21 protein-coding genes are annotated in these 17979 nt (G+C 68.8%); 10 read left to right on the top strand and 11 right to left on the bottom strand.

Translation table 11 applies throughout. From position 1 onward, the window contains the following. The first annotated feature begins 4 nt into the window (after positions 1-4). The 5 genes from SACE_RS12900 (at position 5) to SACE_RS12920 (ending at position 3782) form a co-directional block, all read left to right on the top strand. Positions 5-220 (top strand): type II toxin-antitoxin system antitoxin, encoded by a 216-nt coding sequence (locus SACE_RS12900; RefSeq protein ID WP_009948579.1) that lies wholly within the window; start codon positions 5-7, stop codon positions 218-220. A gap of 523 nt (positions 221-743) precedes the next feature. Beyond that, positions 744-1721 carry an NAD(P)-dependent alcohol dehydrogenase gene (locus tag SACE_RS12905; protein WP_009948578.1) on the top strand — a complete coding sequence of 326 codons (978 nt, stop codon included), beginning with the start codon at positions 744-746 and terminating at the stop codon, positions 1719-1721. Next, the gene (locus SACE_RS12910) at positions 1718-2137 is read left to right on the top strand and encodes a MerR family transcriptional regulator (protein ID WP_031334260.1); all 420 of its coding nucleotides are present in this window, start codon (positions 1718-1720) and stop codon (positions 2135-2137) included. Before SACE_RS12905 ends, SACE_RS12910 begins: the two co-directional genes overlap by 4 nt. A 407-nt stretch (positions 2138-2544) precedes the next feature. Then, complete coding sequence (locus SACE_RS12915; RefSeq protein ID WP_009942492.1) at positions 2545-2856, top strand: transposase; 312 nt, start codon at positions 2545-2547, stop codon at positions 2854-2856. After that, positions 2853-3782, top strand: coding sequence for an IS3 family transposase (locus SACE_RS12920; RefSeq protein WP_009942493.1), 930 nt, complete (start codon positions 2853-2855; stop codon positions 3780-3782). Before SACE_RS12915 ends, SACE_RS12920 begins: the two co-directional genes overlap by 4 nt. Here the strand turns inward: SACE_RS12920 and SACE_RS39160 are convergent. The 7 genes from SACE_RS39160 to SACE_RS12935 form a co-directional block, all read right to left on the bottom strand. After that, positions 3734-3994, bottom strand: a complete 261-nt coding sequence (locus SACE_RS39160; protein WP_231850054.1) for a transposase — start codon at positions 3992-3994, stop codon at positions 3734-3736. The genes SACE_RS12920 and SACE_RS39160 overlap by 49 nt on opposite strands. Beyond that, the gene (locus tag SACE_RS36390; protein WP_009951407.1) at positions 3991-4548 is read right to left on the bottom strand and encodes an IS5 family transposase; all 558 of its coding nucleotides are present in this window, start codon (positions 4546-4548) and stop codon (positions 3991-3993) included. The genes SACE_RS39160 and SACE_RS36390 overlap by 4 nt, the downstream gene beginning before the upstream one ends. Before the next feature lie 107 nt (positions 4549-4655). Beyond that, positions 4656-4799 carry a hypothetical protein gene (locus SACE_RS37585; protein ID WP_009951406.1) on the bottom strand — a complete coding sequence of 48 codons (144 nt, stop codon included), beginning with the start codon at positions 4797-4799 and terminating at the stop codon, positions 4656-4658. A gap of 305 nt (positions 4800-5104) precedes the next feature. Then, positions 5105-5281: a DUF2188 domain-containing protein gene (locus SACE_RS37590; RefSeq protein WP_009951405.1), complete on the bottom strand. Its 177-nt coding sequence runs from the start codon at positions 5279-5281 to the stop codon at positions 5105-5107. A gap of 649 nt (positions 5282-5930) precedes the next feature. Then, positions 5931-6134 carry a cold-shock protein gene (locus tag SACE_RS12925; protein ID WP_009951404.1) on the bottom strand — a complete coding sequence of 68 codons (204 nt, stop codon included), beginning with the start codon at positions 6132-6134 and terminating at the stop codon, positions 5931-5933. 223 nt (positions 6135-6357) lie between these two features. Continuing rightward, the gene (locus SACE_RS12930) at positions 6358-6669 is read right to left on the bottom strand and encodes a MerR family transcriptional regulator (protein ID WP_011873778.1); all 312 of its coding nucleotides are present in this window, start codon (positions 6667-6669) and stop codon (positions 6358-6360) included. A gap of 730 nt (positions 6670-7399) precedes the next feature. Beyond that, positions 7400-9148, bottom strand: a complete 1749-nt coding sequence (locus tag SACE_RS12935; protein ID WP_037304219.1) for a right-handed parallel beta-helix repeat-containing protein — start codon at positions 9146-9148, stop codon at positions 7400-7402. 60 nt (positions 9149-9208) lie between these two features. Here SACE_RS12935 and SACE_RS12940 point away from each other — a divergent pair, with 60 nt between their 5' ends. Further along, positions 9209-10057, top strand: coding sequence for a TetR/AcrR family transcriptional regulator (locus SACE_RS12940; RefSeq protein ID WP_009951401.1), 849 nt, complete (start codon positions 9209-9211; stop codon positions 10055-10057). Positions 10058-10114: 57 nt separating this feature from the next. On the opposite strand, the gene SACE_RS12945 is transcribed toward SACE_RS12940, so the two are convergent. The 3 genes from SACE_RS12945 to SACE_RS38155 all read right to left on the bottom strand — a co-directional run bounded on the left by SACE_RS12945 (position 10115) and on the right by SACE_RS38155 (position 12481). Further along, the gene (locus SACE_RS12945; RefSeq protein ID WP_231849996.1) at positions 10115-10852 is read right to left on the bottom strand and encodes a class I SAM-dependent methyltransferase; all 738 of its coding nucleotides are present in this window, start codon (positions 10850-10852) and stop codon (positions 10115-10117) included. Between the two features lie 70 nt (positions 10853-10922). Next, positions 10923-12125: a site-2 protease family protein gene (locus tag SACE_RS12950; protein WP_011873780.1), complete on the bottom strand. Its 1203-nt coding sequence runs from the start codon at positions 12123-12125 to the stop codon at positions 10923-10925. 77 nt (positions 12126-12202) lie between these two features. Further along, the gene (locus tag SACE_RS38155; protein WP_143538133.1) at positions 12203-12481 is read right to left on the bottom strand and encodes a hypothetical protein; all 279 of its coding nucleotides are present in this window, start codon (positions 12479-12481) and stop codon (positions 12203-12205) included. Between the two features lie 118 nt (positions 12482-12599). On the opposite strand from SACE_RS38155, the gene SACE_RS12955 reads away from it, so the two are divergent. The 4 genes from SACE_RS12955 (at position 12600) to SACE_RS12970 (ending at position 16170) form a co-directional block, all read left to right on the top strand. Beyond that, positions 12600-13421: a spermidine synthase family protein gene (locus SACE_RS12955; protein WP_231850056.1), complete on the top strand. Its 822-nt coding sequence runs from the start codon at positions 12600-12602 to the stop codon at positions 13419-13421. A gap of 488 nt (positions 13422-13909) precedes the next feature. Further along, positions 13910-14374: a protoglobin domain-containing protein gene (locus SACE_RS12960; RefSeq protein ID WP_308196732.1), complete on the top strand. Its 465-nt coding sequence runs from the start codon at positions 13910-13912 to the stop codon at positions 14372-14374. Positions 14375-14523: 149 nt separating this feature from the next. After that, positions 14524-14745, top strand: a complete 222-nt coding sequence (locus SACE_RS12965) for a hypothetical protein (RefSeq protein WP_009947671.1) — start codon at positions 14524-14526, stop codon at positions 14743-14745. Positions 14746-15042: 297 nt separating this feature from the next. Beyond that, positions 15043-16170, top strand: coding sequence for a class I tRNA ligase family protein (locus tag SACE_RS12970; RefSeq protein ID WP_009947670.1), 1128 nt, complete (start codon positions 15043-15045; stop codon positions 16168-16170). 85 nt (positions 16171-16255) lie between these two features. On the opposite strand, the gene SACE_RS12975 is transcribed toward SACE_RS12970, so the two are convergent. Continuing rightward, a complete protein-coding gene (locus tag SACE_RS12975; RefSeq protein WP_009947669.1) occupies positions 16256-17962 on the bottom strand; it encodes an ABC transporter permease subunit in 1707 nt (568 codons plus the stop codon). Positions 17963-17979 lie beyond the last annotated feature (17 nt).

The following is a 17979-nucleotide window of genomic DNA, read 5'->3' on the forward strand; positions in this document are numbered from 1 at the left end:
TCCGATGGCGTCGCGAAAAAGCTTCCTGCTCCGCCTGGACCCGGCGATCCACGACGCCCTGACCAGGTGGGCCGACGACGAGCTGCGCAGCACCAACGCGCAGGTCGAGTTCCTGCTGCGCAAAGCGCTGGCCGAAGCGGGTCGGCTGCCCAGCGGGGCGGGCAAGCCTCCTCGCCGGGGCCGCCCCCGCAAGGACCAGGCCGAAGGGGAGACTCCGTAGCCGCCCGGTTCGTGAGTGGTCATGCCGGCTACGGCCCGGCATGACCACTCACGAGGCTATGCCCGCGCAGACGAACTAGTTCGAGGTCGAAGGCAAGGCGGCGAGCAGGCCCTCAGACCACCGGATCGACGCTGTCCGACCTCCGGCACTCCGGAATCACCTACGCCCTGGAGGACGGCGTGAGCATGCCGCTGGGCATGGCCGGATCTAGGCACCACGACCTCGCCGCTTCCAGCGCTATGCCCACCCGGGCCCGGAGCACGCCCACCGGGAGTGGCAGCGAGCACGCCGCCGCGCCGGTGAGCAGCGGTGATATCGATGCGATGAGTGCGACGTGCGGTTCTCTGCGTACCTGCTACTGGAAGGCGTTCCTGGCAGGCCGGGCGGTTCGGCGACTTGCGCTGGAGTGGACTCCAACGCATAGCGTCGCGCCATGCGTGAGACGACTGGATATGCGGCGGGGAGCCCAGGAGCTCCCTTGCGCCGGTGGAACTTCCATCGCCGGGACCTACGCGACGATGATGTGGCCGTCCGGATCCTCTACTGCGGGGTGTGCCACTCGGACCTGGACGCGATCGACCACGGTGACCGGCGGGTCTTCCCTCTCGTTCCGGGGCACGAGTTCGTCGGCGAGGTGGTGGCGACCGGGGCGGCGGTCACCCGGTTCGCCGCCGGTGACAGGGTGGCTGTCGGCAACATCGTCGACTCCTGCGGCGTGTGCGAGGCATGCTCGGCGGGACAGGAGAACTACTGCGCGCGGTTCCCCACTCTCACCTACGGCGGTGCCGACCGTCATGACCGGACGCAGACCCAGGGCGGCTACAGCGCCGAGTACGTGGTGGCGGAGAAGTTCGCCTACCGGGTACCCGGCTCGCTCGACTTGGCCGGTGTGGCGCCGCTGATGTGTGCGGGCGTCACCGTGTGGGAGCCGCTGCGCCGGTGGTCGGTCGACAGCAGCAGCGCGGTCGGTGTCGTTGGTCTGGGCGGCCTGGGGCACCTCGCCGTGAAGCTGGCACATGCCCTCGGGGCCGAGGTCGCGGTGTTCACGACCTCGGCTGCCAAGACCGACGATGCCCGTGAGCTCGGCGCCGACGACGTGATCGTCTCCGGCGACGCCGACCGGATGGCCGCCCAGGCGAACCGGTTCGACCTGATCCTGGACACCGCATCCGCCGCGCACGACCTCAGCCCGTACCTGCGCGCGGTGCGCATGGACGGCACCCTCTGCTGCCTCGGCATGACCGGTTCGCTCGAATTCGATCCGTTGAGCCTGCTCATCGGTCGCAAGAGCCTCGCGTCAGCGGGTAGCGGCGGAACGACCGGAACGCAGGACATGCTGGACTTCTGCGGCGAACACGGCATCACCGCCACCGTCGAGGTCCTGCCCGCGCATCAGGTCAACAACGCTTTGGACCGGCTGCGCCGCAACGACGTTCGCTACCGGTTCGCGCTGGACATGCACGACCATGAGCACGACCGGCGTGCCAGTCTTGGTACATGAGCGTTGCAGACGTTGAGTCGGTCGGTATCCGGGCCGTGTCAGAGCAGACGGGTCTGAGCGTCGACGCACTGCGCTGGTACGAGCGGCAGGGCGTCATCCCCGCACCGGGCCGGTCCTCCGATGGCCGCCGCCGGTACACGCCGTCGTTGGTGCGTTTCATCCGCCTCGTGCACGCCCTGCGCCGAACGGGCATGAGCGTGGCCGAGGTCCGTGACTTCGTCCAGATGGACGTCGGCATCCACGCACACCGACCGCGCATGGCGATCCTCGAACGCCACGAGACCGCAATCCGCACCCGCATCGAAGAACTCAACACCGCCCGGGAGGTGATCCAGGACAAGATCGCGCACCACCGCGACCTGCTCGCTCGCGGCCTCGACTGCGAGGACGAGATCTACGCCTCCACACACGCCTGAAGCTGGACGACCGAAACGGTGAACGAGTCGCCTCAAGGCGCGAGAAGTTGAGCGAGGACACCCCCCCCGGGGGGTGTGTCTGATGAACGGTGGATGCGGCTAGGGCGTGTCTCAAAGTCGTAGCCATTCGTTGATTGCTGCGACCATGACTGTGGCTTCGTAGCGGACGGCGAGCTTGTCGTATCTGGTGGCGACCGCGCGGTGGCGTTTGAGCCGGTTGATGGCGCATTCCACGGCGTGGCGTTGCTGGTAGACCTGTTCGTCGAAGGCGGGTGGTCGTCCACCTGCACGTCCTTTGGCCTTGCGGTGACGCTCCTGGTCAGCTTTCTGCGGGATCTGAGCTTCCCCCGTTTGTCCGGAGGCTTCCGAGTCTGGTCTGCTCGTGCGGACCGAGGAAGGAAGTCGTTGTGGCAGCACCGAAGAAGTACCCGGATGAGCTGCGGGAACGCGCGGTGCGGCTGTATCGGGAGTCGGATCCGAAACCGGCGATCCGGCGGTTGGCCGAGCAGCTGAACGTGCACCCGGAGGCGTTGCGGAACTGGATCCGCCAGGACGAGGCCGACCGCGGCCAGCGGCAGGACCGGCCGGCGACAGACATGGCCGAGGAGAACCGCCGCCTCAAGCGGGAGAACGCCGAGCTCAAGCGGGTCAACGATGTGTTGCGGGCGGCGAGTGCTTATTTTGCGGGCGAGATCGACCCGACCCGGAGGCGGTCATGAGCTTCATCGATGACCATGACTTCTCGGTCGGTCTCGTACTGCGGGTCCTGGACATCCCGGCCTCGACCTACTACGACTGGCGCGCCCGCGCGGCCTGGCCGTCGCGGCGCCACCGTGAGGATGCCGAGTTGCTGGAGCGGATCACCAAGATCCGGTCTTCGCACGAATTCGCCGCCACCTACGGGTCACCGCGGGTGTGGCTGGAGCTGCGCCGCCAAGGGGTGCGGTGCTCCCGCAAGCGCATCGAGCGCATCATGCGGGAGAACGGGCTCGCTGGCGCACACCTACGCCGGGGCTGGAAGCCCCGCTCCACCCGGCAGGACCTCCGCCATTCGTCGGCGCCGGACCTGGTGGAACGTGACTTCACCGCGGATGCGCCCAACCGGCTGTGGGTAGCCGATCTAACCCGGCTGCTCACCGGTGAGGGCGTGTTGTGGCTGGCCTCGGTGCGTGATGCGTTCTCCAACCGCATCGTCGGCTGGGCCACCGCCGCCCGCGCCGACACCGAGCTGGTGCTCACCGCGCTGGAATACGGGCTGTGGTCCCGCGACGTGCGCAGCGGCGAACTTGTCCATCACAGCGACAAAGGCTGTCAATACACCGCGCTCCGGTTCACCCGACGGCTCGCCGACGCCGGCGTCACTCCGTCAACCGGCAGCGTCGGTGACAGCTTCGACAACGCCCTGGCCGAGAACCTGTGGTCCACCATCAAGATCGAGCTGCTGTATTGGCCGGGCACCACATTCGCCACCCGCGCCGAGGCCGACGCGGCGATCTTCCGATATGTGGACGGCTGGTACAACCCACGCCGCATCCAACACGGACTTGGCGGACTGTCACCCGATGAGTACGAGGAGGCCCACCACACCCAACACGATCAACACCATGTCGATAGCATCCGCCCGACCCCAGCCGGAGCCAGATAACCAAGCCTCCGGCAAAGCGGGGGAACCTCAATCGTGCACCGGACACCGCGTCTGCGCAGGTAGGCACGGTTCTCGCGTGAGCCGTAGGCCTTGTCGGCCAACACCCGATCCGGCCGGGTCCGGGGCCGACCGCGACCCGGCCGGGCCACTCGGATACGGCCCAGCACGACCTGAAACTGCGGTGAATCACCCCGCTGCCCGGCGGTGATCACCAGCGACAACGGTTTCTGCCCCTGCTCGGCGGCCAGATGCAGCTTGGTGGTCCACCCGCCCCGTGAGCGCCCCAGCGCGTGATCATCCGGCTCCGGTGGCCCTGCCCCACCGGGCGGCTCGCGCTGATCAGCCCCCTTTTCCGCGCGCCAGCAGCATGCTGGTGCGCGCGGGCGATGGTCGAGTCCACGCTGACATCCCAGGTGATCAACCCCGCGGCGTCAGCGCGGGTCTGCAACGCGGCCACAATCTGTGCCCAGACCCCGGCGCGCTGCCAGCGACGAAACAGCCCGTAGACCGCCTGCCACGACCCATAGGCCGGGGGAACATCACGCCACGGTGTCCCGGCCCGCACCGGCCAACGGATCCCGTCGATGAGCTGCCGTCTGGTCCATGTCGGCGGGCGCCCCGGCCTCGTACCGACAGGCAGCAGGGGTTCCAGCACACCCCACTGCGCGTCGGTCAGGTCCGCTCGCCCCGTCACCGCTACGCTGGCCACGAGGTCTCCGGTGGTCTTGATCTTCTTGGTCGATGATCGATCTACCGGAGACCTCACCTATTTGATCAACGACACGCCGACACTGACTCCACCCGACTCACCACTTCGAGACACGCCCTAGGTGTCGGTTAGTTCCCCCGGAGGATCTGACAGGTCGGGTCATCTCACCGTGTGCCGGATGCTTCGGCGGCGCCCGGAGTGAACGGGGCGCGCAGGCGGCGCATGGTGTCAGCGCTGCGGTCGGCGCGCGGGTGGTGTTCGGGAGCGGGCCGGGTGTGGTCGGGTTCGACGAACTCGACCGGGCTCACGGCGTCAGGGTCGCGACGGGGTCGGGCAGTGGGAGCACGATGCGTGCCGTGCTCGAGCAGCCGAGCAGGCCCGTGGGTGCTCGATGCGCTGCGGTGCTGGGAAGTCCGGGGGTGCCTTGGGGTGGAGACGTTCATGAGGAAGTCCTTTCGTGTTGCGGGTTCGACCTACTCGGTCGGGTCCCACGGTTGGATACGGGACTGCGCAAGGCAGGTCAGGGCGAGAGGTCGACAGGTGCGCCGGAATGTGCCGGTGGCCCTGGGCTGTGTTGCAGGAAGCCGGCGGCGGGCAAGTCGCGCGGGACGCTTCAGCTGTCGGGGGTGACGAGCACGGTGCCGCCGCCGTAGGCGGCGAGTTGGTGCTGGGCCAGCGCGACGGCGTCCTGCTGTGTTCCGGTGACGCGGGCGGTGTGTTGGCCCCTGGCGTCGGTGATCTGCCACGCGTCGTCGGAGAGGGTCGCGGAGATGTGTCGGATGTGCTGCATCGTTCCTTCAGTTTTGGGCGCGCGTGCCCGGCCCATCGGGCGCTCGACTGCCGCAGGGCGGGAGCGTTTCACCGTGCTGGGGCGCGGAATCGGGGCCACGGCGCGCGGTCGTGGACATTGCGATGCCGGTGAGCGGTGCTTGTGTGATGCCGGGGAGTGGCGTTGACGACGCCGAGCCTGGGGTCCGCGCTGGAATGCACATGAGTGCTGCACGGTGAGGGGAAGGCCGGTTCCCGCGTGGTCGCGGATGCTCAGTGAGGAGTGGCCGGACACCGTGCGGTGTTCCACAGCGCGGTGCTCGGGGCCGTCAGCCGCCGGCCGCGGCTTCACGGGCTGGAAGCCAGGCCTCTGCGGGGCGCAGGCTGTGGAGAACAGCGCCACCTCAAGTCAACCGGGCGGAATGGGCGTCGGACCGGGACTTGCTGTTGGTGCAACGAGGTGGTGGCAGGCCAGGCCACCGAAGCAGGTGGTGTGCCCCGGCTCACCGGCCAAGGGCGGACCGCAGCAAAAACAAGTTCGTACTCGGCCCCGTGGTGCGGCTCAGCTGCTGTCCGGGTCCCCAGTGTGGAAGTGGACGCAGGAGGAGCCGCCGACGCGGTGGCCTCAGCGCCCGGCATCGAGGCTGGGAGCCACCGCGTCGAGCGTGGGATCAGAGCGCGCGGACCACTTCGGCCTGCGGGCCCTTGGGCCCCTGGGTGACGTCGTAGGTCACCTGCTGGTTCTCCTCGAGGCTGCGGAAGCCGGTGCTGTCGATGGCCGAGTAGTGCACGAACACGTCAGGTCCGCCGGCGTCCGGTGCGATGAAGCCGAAGCCCTTTTCCGAGTTGAACCACTTCACGGTTCCCTGCGTCATGTCTGTCTCCATTCGGGAGCTGGGAGGTATCACGAGGCCGCGCACCATGCGCAAGCCCGGGCCGGGGATCTCAGACGGCGGCCTACTCCAGCTACACCAAAGACAGCAGCTCGCCCGCATCAACATCCTGCGAGCGTGCGCAAACACGAACCCAGAAACAACGACCAACAAGAACACTACACACCGCTGGCGGCACACGCCACCCGTGCACCGTCGACCACGCTCAACCGGGCGTGTCCTCATCAGGCGGGGACAGCTCGGCGAGCTGATCTTCGAGTGTGATGATCCGGCAAGCGGCGGACACCGGGGTTCCTTGATCCACCAGCTCACGGGCCCGAGCAGCCCGGCGCAACTGCCTGCGCGAGTAGCGGCGATGCCCACCCGCCGACCGCTGCGGGGCGATCAGCCCCGCGTCTTCCAGCGACCGCAGGAACGGCTGGGTCACCCCGACCATCTCCGCGGCCCGCCCCATCGTGTAGGCCGGGTAATCGGCGTCGTCGAACTTGTCCTCGGCCTCCGGCCCTTCCTCGCTCATCCCGCTCCCTCGCCCCATGAAAAGCCCCCGGTGCACCAGCGGTGCACCGGGGGCCAAAAGGGGTACTTACTCACTTACAGCGACCGCGCATCCACTGCGAACACGAGGATGACGCGGCGTCACAACTCCGATGCGACGCCTCCCTTCCCGCTCGCCTGCAAAGCACACGTCCTGCTTGTCGTAGCCGGGTGGGGGCCTCTCGACCCCCACCCGGGATCAATCTTTCCTCGTGCATCACCCATGGCGCCGATTCATCGATGATGGCGCTTCGTGGCCTGCCTCTCAGCTTGCAGAAAGTCTAACACGGCCCTCGCGCCATGTCTACATCGGCGAGCACAGGAAATCCTCACACGCGGTCGGAACACTGTCCGTGATCACCGCACCGGCCGATCCGGGGCGTCCGGGTCCGCGAAGACGGCTTGCTCGTCCAACGTCTCCGGGCCTTGGCCCCCACGACGTGCCCGGCAGCAGCCTGGACGACCCGATCGACACCCCGACCTGGTCGATGTTCGACGACAACGGCAGCTTCTCGTCGACGACATCCTCATGCCCCTGCTCCGGCCGGCCACATCCACGGAAACGAACACGCCGGAGGCGCGGGCCCGTCAGCCGTAAGGACTTCTGACCGAACCGCGGGTGCGTCTGTGTTGTACGAGGCAGGTGGCCGGTCGGGGATGCGCGCCACACGGTGTTCATCGCCTTGGGGTCTGAAGGTGGGACGAGCGGTGCTTCATCGGAGGACGGGTGTCTCTCGTGCCCGCAGAAGCCCGGCACGGGCTTGGGTTGCCGCTGTCGCCGCCTCCAGCTCGGTCGCGTCGGCGATTGTCGTGTTGCCCTCGTAGGTGACGCCCTCGGGTACGGCGTCGCTGCCCACCGGGTCGGCGTCCCAGAAGTTGTTGCGGTACACCACGTTCTCCAGCGGCGGGCTGACCTGTAGAACGGCCGTGCTGTCGGCTCGGGCGACCACGTTGTCCTCCACAGTGACCCAAGCGGCCCCGTAGTCGGTGTACAGGCCGAAGTTGTAGGGAGTGCGGGTGTCCTTGACGACGTTGCCTGCGACGACCGCGCCGTTGTCCGGGGAGTCTCCTTGTGGGCCGGAAACGTAGATGCCTCCGCCGTCGGCCAGAGTCCCCATGCTGTCGGTGACGAGGTTGCGCAGGATGCGGGCGCCCGTTCCGGGTCCTACGACGATGCCGCAGTGGGGCACGTCGGAGATCCGGTTGTGCGAGACGGTGCAGTTCTCGGTGTTCAGCAGCGCAATGCCGGGGGAGCCCGAGTAGTCCAGGCCGGCGTGCTGGACCAGGTTGTCCTCGATCAGTACGTGGTGGCTGCTGGAGACCGAGACGGCGGAGGCGGAGAGGGTGTCGAAGTCGCAGCTGTGCACGGTGGTCCCGGCGCTCTCGATCGCGCTGAGTCCGGTTGCTCCGATTCGGGTGAAGCGGCACCGTTCGAATCGCACTCCGGTCGTGGCGTCGAGCCGCACGCAGGCCGGGATCGTCTCCGCCTCGGTCGGCACGGTCACCCACGCCTGTCCCTCGACCACCACCACCTTCTCGACGCCGGCCCCGTCGTAGTAGCCGTTGCCGTGGTAGTGCAGGAAGCCGCGTTCTCCGCTGGGCCTGAGCCAGGTGGCGTCGGCGAAGACCAAGCCGCGGAAAGAGACGTCGCGCGTGCCGGTCGCGCTCAGCAGCACCTCCAGCGCGGGTGCCACCACCCGGGTGCGCAGCGGATGCTCGCCGGGGCGGGGCCGGTAGTGCAGGACGTGCTTGCCGAGGCGGGAGTGGTCCAGGACGAACGTGCCGGGCTCGGTGAGGAAGGCCGGATCGTTCTCCACCCGCGTCGGTAACCCTGGGCCTGACATCAGCTCGCCGTCCCAGGCGGAGTTGTAGAGGTCATCGGCCCAGGAGAAGGCGGGTTGTGCCATGGTGATCACGGTGGAGTCGCCGTCGCGGACGACGGACGCGACGCCGCAGCGCGCCTCCGTCCACGGGTAGACGCCGCGGTAGACGAACTCGACTCCGGTCGGGGCCTGCCAGGACAGCGGGGCCGTGGAGTCGGTGATGTAGCCCGTCGGGGTCCTTTTCGCCTCGCCTGGGAGTCTGTCGAGGGCGGCGCGCTCAGCCCGGCGACCGTCGACGTGCAGTTGGCGGGTGTCGAGGTCGCCGACCTCGGCGAGCCACACCCCGTGACGCTCGCGCCAGTCGGTGATCTCGCGGCCGCCGCTGACCACGGCCTGCTCCTGCTGGTCGGTTCCGTACCCGAACGCCTGGTAGGCGATCCGGTGATCGTCGCGGCCCGAGTCGTCCTCGTCGAGCGCGAAGGTTTCGGTGAGCACGTGTGTGCCCTCCCGGAGGTGTACGACGACCGCGCCGGCCGCGGCGCGTGCCGCGTGCCGCGCGCGGTCCAGCGTGGCGAACGGGCGCTCCAGAGTGCCTGGAGCGGAGTCGTCCCCGGTCGGGGAGACGAAGAACTCAGCCACGATCACAGCACCTCCATGCTTATGGCATAAACGACTGTACTATAAGCGCGGAGGTGGCTGATGGCGCAAGGCAGTGCGAGGGATCCCGATCTTGTCGTCGAGCTGCTGTGGCGGGATGGGGACGCCAAGCGGGTCCTGAGTCTCGAGCGGATCGTGCAGGCCGCCGTCGAGGTGGCCGACGGGGAAGGCCTGTCCGGGCTGTCCATGCGCAAGGTCGCCGAGCGGCTGGGTTTCACCGGCATGTCGCTGTACCGGCACGTCCCGGGCCGAGACGCGCTGGTGGAGCTGATGTGCGACGCGGTTCTGGGGGGCCCGCCGGAGGATCCGGTGGGCGGCGGCTGGCGCAGCCGGCTGGAGGAGTGGGCCCGCAAGGGTTGGGAACTGCGCAAACGCCACCCTTGGCTGGCGGAGGTGCGCGGCACCCGTCAGTTGCCGGGCCCCAACGGGGTGGCTCACTACGAGCACGTGCTGGGCATCCTCGCTGGGACTGGTCTCGCGCCGGCCGAGGTGGTCGCGGCGGTCAACCTGGTCGGCCGCTTCGTCGACGCCGAGGCGGCGGTCCTGGTGGAGGCCGCGCGGGCGGAGCGCAGCAGCGGGGTGGGCCACGACGAGTGGTGGGCTGCCCGCGGCTCGCTGTACGCGTGGCTCGACCGCTATCCGACCCTGACCGCGCTGTGGGAAGCGGGCGGGTTCGACGAGTCGGAGGATCCCTTCGAGTTCGGCTTGGCTCGGGTGCTCGACGGCATCGAACTCCTGGTTGGGAAGCGTGATGAAATGCGTGATGAAATGCGTGATGGAATGTGCCAGGAATGCGGTGAACCGGTGGAGCGGCAGTCCTCGGGCCGCACCCGTGCCTACTGCTCGCGGGCCTGTCAGCAGAGGGCCTACCGGAAGCGGAAATCCGGCTGAGCGGTGTCGCCGCAGGGGGAGGGCTCCGTAGATACCGAGCTCGCCGGGTACCCGCGCCTACTGCTCCTTGATCGCACTGACCCACAGCAGGGAGCCGGTGCGGTGCGTGTGCACGGTCGGCACTCCCGATGCGTGGAGCACCTGGGCGATCTGCTCGGGGTGCAACGCGGTGGGCTTGCTGAAAAGCCCGGTGAGGTCCCCGGCCAGTCCCAGTCCATGATCAAGTAGTCCGCCTGCGGCCAGTACGAGGACGGTCAGGTGTGCGCCCGGTGCGAGTACGCGGGCAAGCTCGCCGAGCACGGTGAGCGGTTCCGGTGTGTTGTGCACGGTGGCAATGCTGACCACCGCGTCGAAGCTGTTGTCCTGGAACGGAAGTTGGCAGGCATCGGCACGGAGGAAACCAACATGCGGCGCGCCTTCTGCGCGGACGGCGCGTTCCAGCATCACAGCGGAGATGTCCAAGCCGAGGACGAGCCCCTCCGGCCCCACAACACGGCCGAGCATGCCGGTGATGTTGCCGGGCCCGCAGCCGACGTCGAGGACGCGCGCGCCGTCGGGAAGCCGAGTCGCCGAGGCAGGCAGTGTGGTCATGATCTTGCGGGCGAGTGACTGGCCGTAGTCGTAGAGCGTGGAGACGGTCTGCGAGGACCACAGCGCCGCGTTCGTCTCCGCAGGACTGCCTGCGTTCTCCCCGAGCAGATCGAGGTAGCCGTTCCGGAAATCGGGCGAGTCCGGTACCTCCGCGAGCAGCGGCAGGGCCTCGTGCAGGGCATTGGGCATCGACGTCGAACTCATCCTCCTCAGCATGCCCGATCAAGCTCGCCGGAACACTCGCCCGGGGTCATCAGCAACCAGCCGCACAGGATCAACGCCGGCGCTGGCCGGGGTACCACCAGTTCGATGGCGGCGGGGTCCGTTCGGCCCCGGTGGTGGAGGCTCCGGGCACGGAGACGTGCAGTCCTCGTTCCGCGACCGTGCGGCTGATGTCCGATGGCGAGACGATCCCGAGGCGGTCGTGTTCGGCGAAGACCAGCACGTGCCCCTCGGCTGCCTCGTCCAGCCGGGGCAATAGCGCGGTCAAGGCCTCTTCGGGCGCGGCAGTGGCGATGCGCTCCAGTGGCCACGCGACGTCGCTAAGCGTGCTCGTCGGCCGTTCCTGCTCGGGAATCGCGTTGACATCCCGGACGGTGATCACGCCTTCGACCCGTCCGGCGGGGCCGAGGACCGGGCGGACGGCATGGCCGCCCGGGGTCGCGTCCGCTCGCAGGAACTGCTCGACGGTCAGGTCTGCGTCGACCGCGTCGACGTGGGGGGACATCACGTCGCGCACGCGGATGCCAGCGAGTGCGGCGCTGGCTCGCGCCCGTCGTTCCTCTGCGATGGCCGCGGCGGCGATGAACATGCCGAGCAGCACCCACCACAGTCCACCGGTCGACTGGATGACCAGTTGCACGATCCCGCCGATGACCAGGAGGTAGCTGAGACCGAGTCCGGCGCGTGCCGACCACAGGGCGGCTCTGTGCCGGTCCCCGCGCCATCGCCAGAGCGCCGCCCGCAGCACTCGACCGCCGTCCAGGGGCGCCGCGGGCAGCAGGTTGAACAGCGCCAGGAGCACGTTGAGCAGTGCCAGGTAGCCGAGGACCGCTATGACCAGTTCTCCGGCACCTGCGAGGTTGGAGGTCCACGCCAACGCACCGAACGCGACCGCCAGGGCGGCGCTCGCGGTCGGGCCGACGGTCGCGATGCGGAGGTCGGCTCCGGGGCTTCTGGCTTCGTCGCGCAGCCGTGCGACGCCGCCGAGCAGCCACAGCGTGATGCCTTCGACCGCCACCCCGTTCCTGCGCGCCACGACGGCGTGGGCGAGCTCGTGGCCCAGCAGCGAGCACACGAGCAGCCCCGAGGCGGCAACTCCGGCGACTGCGTAGGCGATCCGGGAATGTCCTGGGTACACGGCCGGAAGCTGGTATGCGGCCAGACCGGCGGCCACCACCACGACGATGCCCGCGACACTCCAATGCAGCCCGACGCGGACACCCGCGATGCGTCCCGGCGGGATGGTTCCGTGCATGCCGGCACCTCGCCTAGCGGAGTCCAGCCCTGAACTTCAGTGTGCCTCAAACAGCAGTGTGCGGAAATCGCGAGCTGTCAGCAAGATCTGTTGAAGACTTGCGAACGCCCCGGCTCGCGGGCGGGTGCAACCAGGTCGGCAAGCCGCTGTGGCGCGGACTCGGAGCGCTCGGCTCCGCGAACAGCGGCCCGCACTCGGCCACGGGATCGAGAAAGATCCACGCGAGCGGCGCGGCCGAGGTTGTCGGTCGCGGTCGCGCCGGCACCGAGGACGGTCTCGACATCGTGCTCGGCCTCCGCTCCGAACGCGGCCACTTCCAGCGCGCCGCGGTTGGCCCCGGAGCCCGTCGCGGTCATCCCGTGCGCAAAGGCCAAGGTAGGTGGGACGAGAGTTCGGCAAGCGCTTCCGCGAACGCCGCGGGGTGTCCATGTTGGACAGCGCCTCGCCGAACCCAGTCGCTGCCAGCGCCTGGTGATGATCAACGCGGCTTCGGCCCTGCTGGCACTTGGTCCCCCCGCGCCGGGCAGAGCGAGCGCGCCAGGTTGTTCGGCGTCTGGGACGATGTGGGACGGGAGGGACCAATTGGGTGTGCGGTTTGAGGAAATCGACTGGCGGGAGACGCCGATCGGCGTGATCAGTCTGCGACGGCGTCGTGATCCGTTGCTCGAAGTCGATGTCTACGAGGTCAAGCTCGACGACGAGTATCTGATGTCGAGCCTGTTCACGGTCGCCGAGGTCGAACTCGCTCGTCTCGGGCTGGCGGAGCTGCCGGGTACCGGGTTCGACGTCGTGGTCGGTGGCCTCGGGCTCGGCCATTCCGCGCGATCCGTTCTCGAGGACTCGCGGGTGCGTTCACTGATCATCGTCGAAGGCCTGGGGGAGGTGATCGAGTGGCACCAGCGCGAGCTGTTGCCGCTGTCCCCTTCCTTGGCGAGAGATGCACGAAATCGATTCGTGCACGGTGATTTCTTTGCCATGGCCGGGTCGACCGCGGGGTTCGATCCGGTGGAACCCGGTCGGCGCTTCCACGTGATCCTCGTCGACATCGACCACTCGCCGCGGCACGTGCTGGATCCGAGCCACGCCGGTTTCTACACGACCGAGGGGCTGCGGCGGCTCGGCTCGCACCTGCACCCGGGTGGGGTGTTCGCGCTGTGGTCCGACGATCCTCCTGACGAGGAGTTCAACTCCGCACTCGCGGAAGTCTTCACCACGTCGCAGGCCCATGTCGTCACCTTCCCGAATCCCTACAGCGGCGGCGTGTCAGCCAACACCGTCTACGTCGCGACAACCTGACTCCTTTGGGACTGGCGTCCGCGGCAGCTGCGTGGGTCCCGTCGCCGTAGACTCGCCGGCCTTGGGGTGCCCACGCCGATCGGGGTGTGTGCTCGCCCGCGTCCTGCGGCCCACATGGACTGCAACTGCTCCGGACACGTTGCCGACCGGTCTTCTGAAGCTGTGGTTCAGCGTGGAGCCGTCGGAAGGGTCAGGCATGCCGATCCGGTGCGTCCGGATCCGCGAAGACGGCCTGCTCGTGTGCGACGGAGGTCAGCGGACCCTCGGGGGCGGCTGACGCCGAACGTGCGTTCACGTGGAAGCGCCGCACCTGCGGGGTATGCCCGTAAGTGACCGGGCGACGTCGACCACGGGAGTTCTCATGAGCACAGCGGGCGCTATCCCCGGGTACACCTACGGCGAGACGCAGGTTCCGAGGTCACCGGTCATGAGCCGAGCTGGACCAGCTCAAGGAGACCCTGCTGTGGACGGCCGACGACGACCAGGCGCTGCGCATGGCCGGCGACGTTCTCGCCGACCAGGTCGGTGACGTGGTCGGCACGTGGTACGGGTACGTCGCCGCGCATCCGCACCTGCTCGCCTACTTCTCCCCGCCGGACGGTGAACCCGACGCGAACTACCTGGAGCGGGTCCGACCGCGGTTCGAGCAGTGGATCCTCGACACCTGCCGGCGGCCCTACGACCAGGCGTGGCTGGACTACCAGCACGAGATCGCACTTCGCCACACCCGGTCGAAGAAGGACCAGACCGACCACGTCAACGCGGTGGACCAGGTCCCGTTGCGCCACATCATCGCCTTCGTCTACCCGATCACGGCCACGATCCGCCCCTTCCTGTCGCAGAAGGGGCACGACTCGGCCGATGTCGAGCGCATGTTCCAGGCGTGGTTCAAGGCAGTCACCCTGGAGGTGGCGCTGTGGAGCCGGCCTTACACGCTCCAGGACGCCTGGTAGCGGTGCGGCGCTGGTGGTGGGCGACGTCTCCGTCGCCCCTCGTGCCGGCGCTTCACCTTGACCCCCGCGGCAGGGACGAACGTACCTACCTGGGGGCCGCTCTACCGAAGCCGTGATGGTCTTGCTCCGAAGCGCGTCGGTTCCTCGTCGTGCCGTTCCGCCTGGTCCGCCGGGGGCTCTTGCGCCTGGTCCACGGCGTGTTCGAGTTGATCGGCCAGTTCGCGGACAAGTCGCTGCAACGAACTGCTCCACTCCGAACCGACCTCGAGGCAACCCACGCGCTGCTGGAGGGCGCCGAGAAGGTCTCGCGTTTCCGCGTACTCGCGCTGCAACTCATCGATCACCGTGATCATTGTGAGCAGGCCGGTTAGAGGAACGGGCTCGTTCCGATAACCCTTTGGGAAACTCGGCACGGAGATCGACTTACTGTGAGAAAATTTCGGTTTTTCGCTGCGGCGATCGCCGCGGTGGGCCTACCGCCGCGAGCAGGTCGCGGGCCTGTGCCGGCTCAGCCTTGCTCGGGTAGGTCGATGCGCCGGAAGAGCTGAGTCCGGTCGACTCGCCCTGTTCGTCGACCAGCTCCGGCCGGCAGTCGCGACTGGTGCCGAGAACGAGGCTTGACAACGCCCGGTTTGCCCGACAATGGAGGCATGATCGGAACATCAACCGTGAACTCAGACTTCGTGATCGGCGGTTCGCGGGTGGCGATGCTGGACCGTGCGCGCGTGTATGCGTGCGGAGTCACGCCGTACGACGTGACCCACCTCGGGCACGCGGCGACGTTCGTGTGGGTCGACGTGCTCGCCAGGGTGCTGCGGTTGCTGGACGTGGAACCGGAGGTGTGCCGCAACGTCACCGACGTCGATGACGTCCTGGACGCCGCCTCCGAGCGTGCCGGCGCGTACTACGACCGGTTCGCTGCCATCCACCAGTTCCAGTTCGACGACGACATGGCGGCGCTGAACGTCCGTCCGCCGGAGCACGAACCCCGGGCGCATCGCTACGTTGAATCCGTCATCCGGCTGGCGTGCGGTTTGCTGGGGCGAGGCGCTGCCTACAGCAGCGGCGGCAGCGTGTACTTCCGCGGGCACGACGTCCCCGCCCGCGCCGGCGTCGAACGCCTGGAAGCACTGCGGCTGGCACGCCAGTTCGGCGGGCGGCCCGACGATCCCGCCAAGGAAGACGAGTTCGACGTGGCGGTGTGGCAGGCGAGCGAGCCGGGGCACCCCTCCTGGGACTCTCCGTGGGGGCCGGGCCGACCCGGATGGCATGCCGAATGCGTGGCGATGTCGCTGTCGGTGCTGGGTGCGGGTGTCGACATCCACGCGGGTGGCGCTGATCTTCGCTTTCCGCACCATGCGTACCACGCCGCGATGGCGGAGGCCTTCACCGGCATCACCCCGTACGCGCGGTCCTGGTTCCATGTCGGCACCGTCGCTGTCGCGGGCGAGAAGATGGCCAAGTCGGCCGGCAACCTCGTGCTGCTCGGTGATCTGCTCGCGGAGCACTCGTCGGACACGATCAGGCTGATGATCCTGGACCGCCCGTGGCAGTCATCTTGGGACTACCTGCCGCAGCAGGCAGACGCCGCGGCTGACCGGGTGGAAGCGCTCCGCCGTGCGGCGGCGCGTGACGAGGCGGCATCGCAGGCGGCGGTCGGTGAGGTCCACCGCCTGCTCGCCCACGAGCTCGACGTGCCGGCTGCGCTGGATGTCGCCATCGAGGCCGGGGGGATCACGGCGAGGACGCTGGCCACCACACTGGGACTGCGAGACCCGCATGCCGGGGGCGTGTAACGGAGGGCCTGCAGACTATCGCCACTCCCTCTTGTCGGTCGGCTAGGGCTTTTCGCAGTTCAGGGACGGCGCACAGGAGGGTTCGTCAGTCGCGTCCGGTGCGGGACAGGCCGGCGATCAGCCCGAGCAGTGCGAGCCCGGTCGCGGGGGCGGCGACGGTCCACGGTGCGGTCTCGGCGTAGTCGAGGGACTGGGACAGCATCGTTCCCCACTCGGGGGAGTCGTGCGGGGCGGCCAGCCCGAGAAAGCCGAGTCCGGCCAGCGCGAGCGCGTTGTGGGGGAGTCGGACGAGGGCGTGCCGGGCGACCGAGGGCAGTACCGATGGCAGCACATGTCGCAGCAGGATCTGCGCGTGCCCGGCTCCACTGGTCACTGCCGCTTGCACGAAGCCGGAGGCGCGGACCTCGGTGGCGAGGGTGCGGCTGTGCACCGCCAGCGGGATCCAGGCCACCGCACACACGGCGACGGCGGCGCTGAGCATGCCGGGACCGGCCACCGCTGCCACGACGACTCCGGCCAGCACAGGGGGCACCGCGTTGAGCACGTCGGCGATCCCGGCGCGGGGGCGGGTTCGCGTAGTGCCCGCGACGAGGCCGATCACGAGTGCGGCTGCGCTGACGGTCAACGAAGCTCCGATGCTCGGGAGCGCGCCGTGCCCGAACCGGGCCAGCAGGTCTCGGCCGAGGGCGTCGGTGCCGAAGGGGTGCGCGGCGGTGGGAGCGTGGAGGCGCTCGGTGAGGGTGATCGCGTTCGGATCGCGCGGCATCCCGGCGACGATGGCGGTGCCCAGTACCGCGGCCACGGCGAACGCCCACCGCGGGGTTCCTGCCGACCTCGGTGCGGCCGGTGCCAGGCCCGCGCTGTGCAGGGCAGCGCCCAGCATCCACCGGTGCGCGAGGATTCCCATCGCACCGAGCACGAGGCCTAACAGTGCCAGGACGGCCACACACGCCTGTACCACTGGCAGGTCCTGGGCGAGCACGGCGTGCAGGGCGATGGCTCCCAGTCCCGGGATCGCGAAGACGGTCTCGATCACGATCCCGGATCCGAGCAGGCCGACGAACAGCAGCACCAGTTGCGGCAGCGCGACGGCCACGGCGCGGTGCACGACGGCGGTCAGCACGGCGGTTCGCCGGAACCCGGTCGCTCTCCAGGTGTGCACCCACGGCTCGGACAGGACGTTGTCGATCGCGGTGGCCAGCATCCGGGTGAGCACTCCTGCGGCGGGAATTCCCAGAGCGAGGGCAGGAAGCGGCATGTTTTGCGGTCCTGCCCACCCGGACGTCGGCGCGAGTCCCAAGTGAACCGCCAACACCGTGAGGAGGGCGGCGGCGAGCAGGAACTCCGGCAGTGCTGCCAGCAGTGAGCCGACCGCGATCGCGCCGTTTCCGACGGACTGCGCTGTCCGGGTTGCCCGCCACAGGCTCGGGGCGAGCACGAGCAGCGCGCACACGAGGCAGACCGCGCTGGCGGCCAGTGCCAGGGTGATCGAAATGCCCAGTGCTTGCCCGATCGATGTGGACACCGGCGCGCCGGTGACCCAGGACTGACCGAAGTCACCGCGCACCGCACCTGCCAGCCAGCTCAGCGTGCCGCTGATCGGGTCATCGGGCATGCCGACGTCCCGTCGAATGGCCTCCAGCACGGCCGGGTCGAGTTCCTGTTCGGCGGAGCGGGCGCGCAGGACGGTTTGGGCCGGGTCATCGCCGCCGAGCCAGGGCAGGGCGCCGACGACGAACGCGAGTCCGGTGAACGCGCCCACGACGACGAGCAGGCCCCGGAGTGCGGGCACAGCCGTCGGTGAGGTCG

Origin of the sequence: Saccharopolyspora erythraea NRRL 2338 (assembly GCF_000062885.1) — a bacterium.
Classification (GTDB): Bacteria; Actinomycetota; Actinomycetes; order Mycobacteriales; family Pseudonocardiaceae; genus Saccharopolyspora_D; species Saccharopolyspora_D erythraea.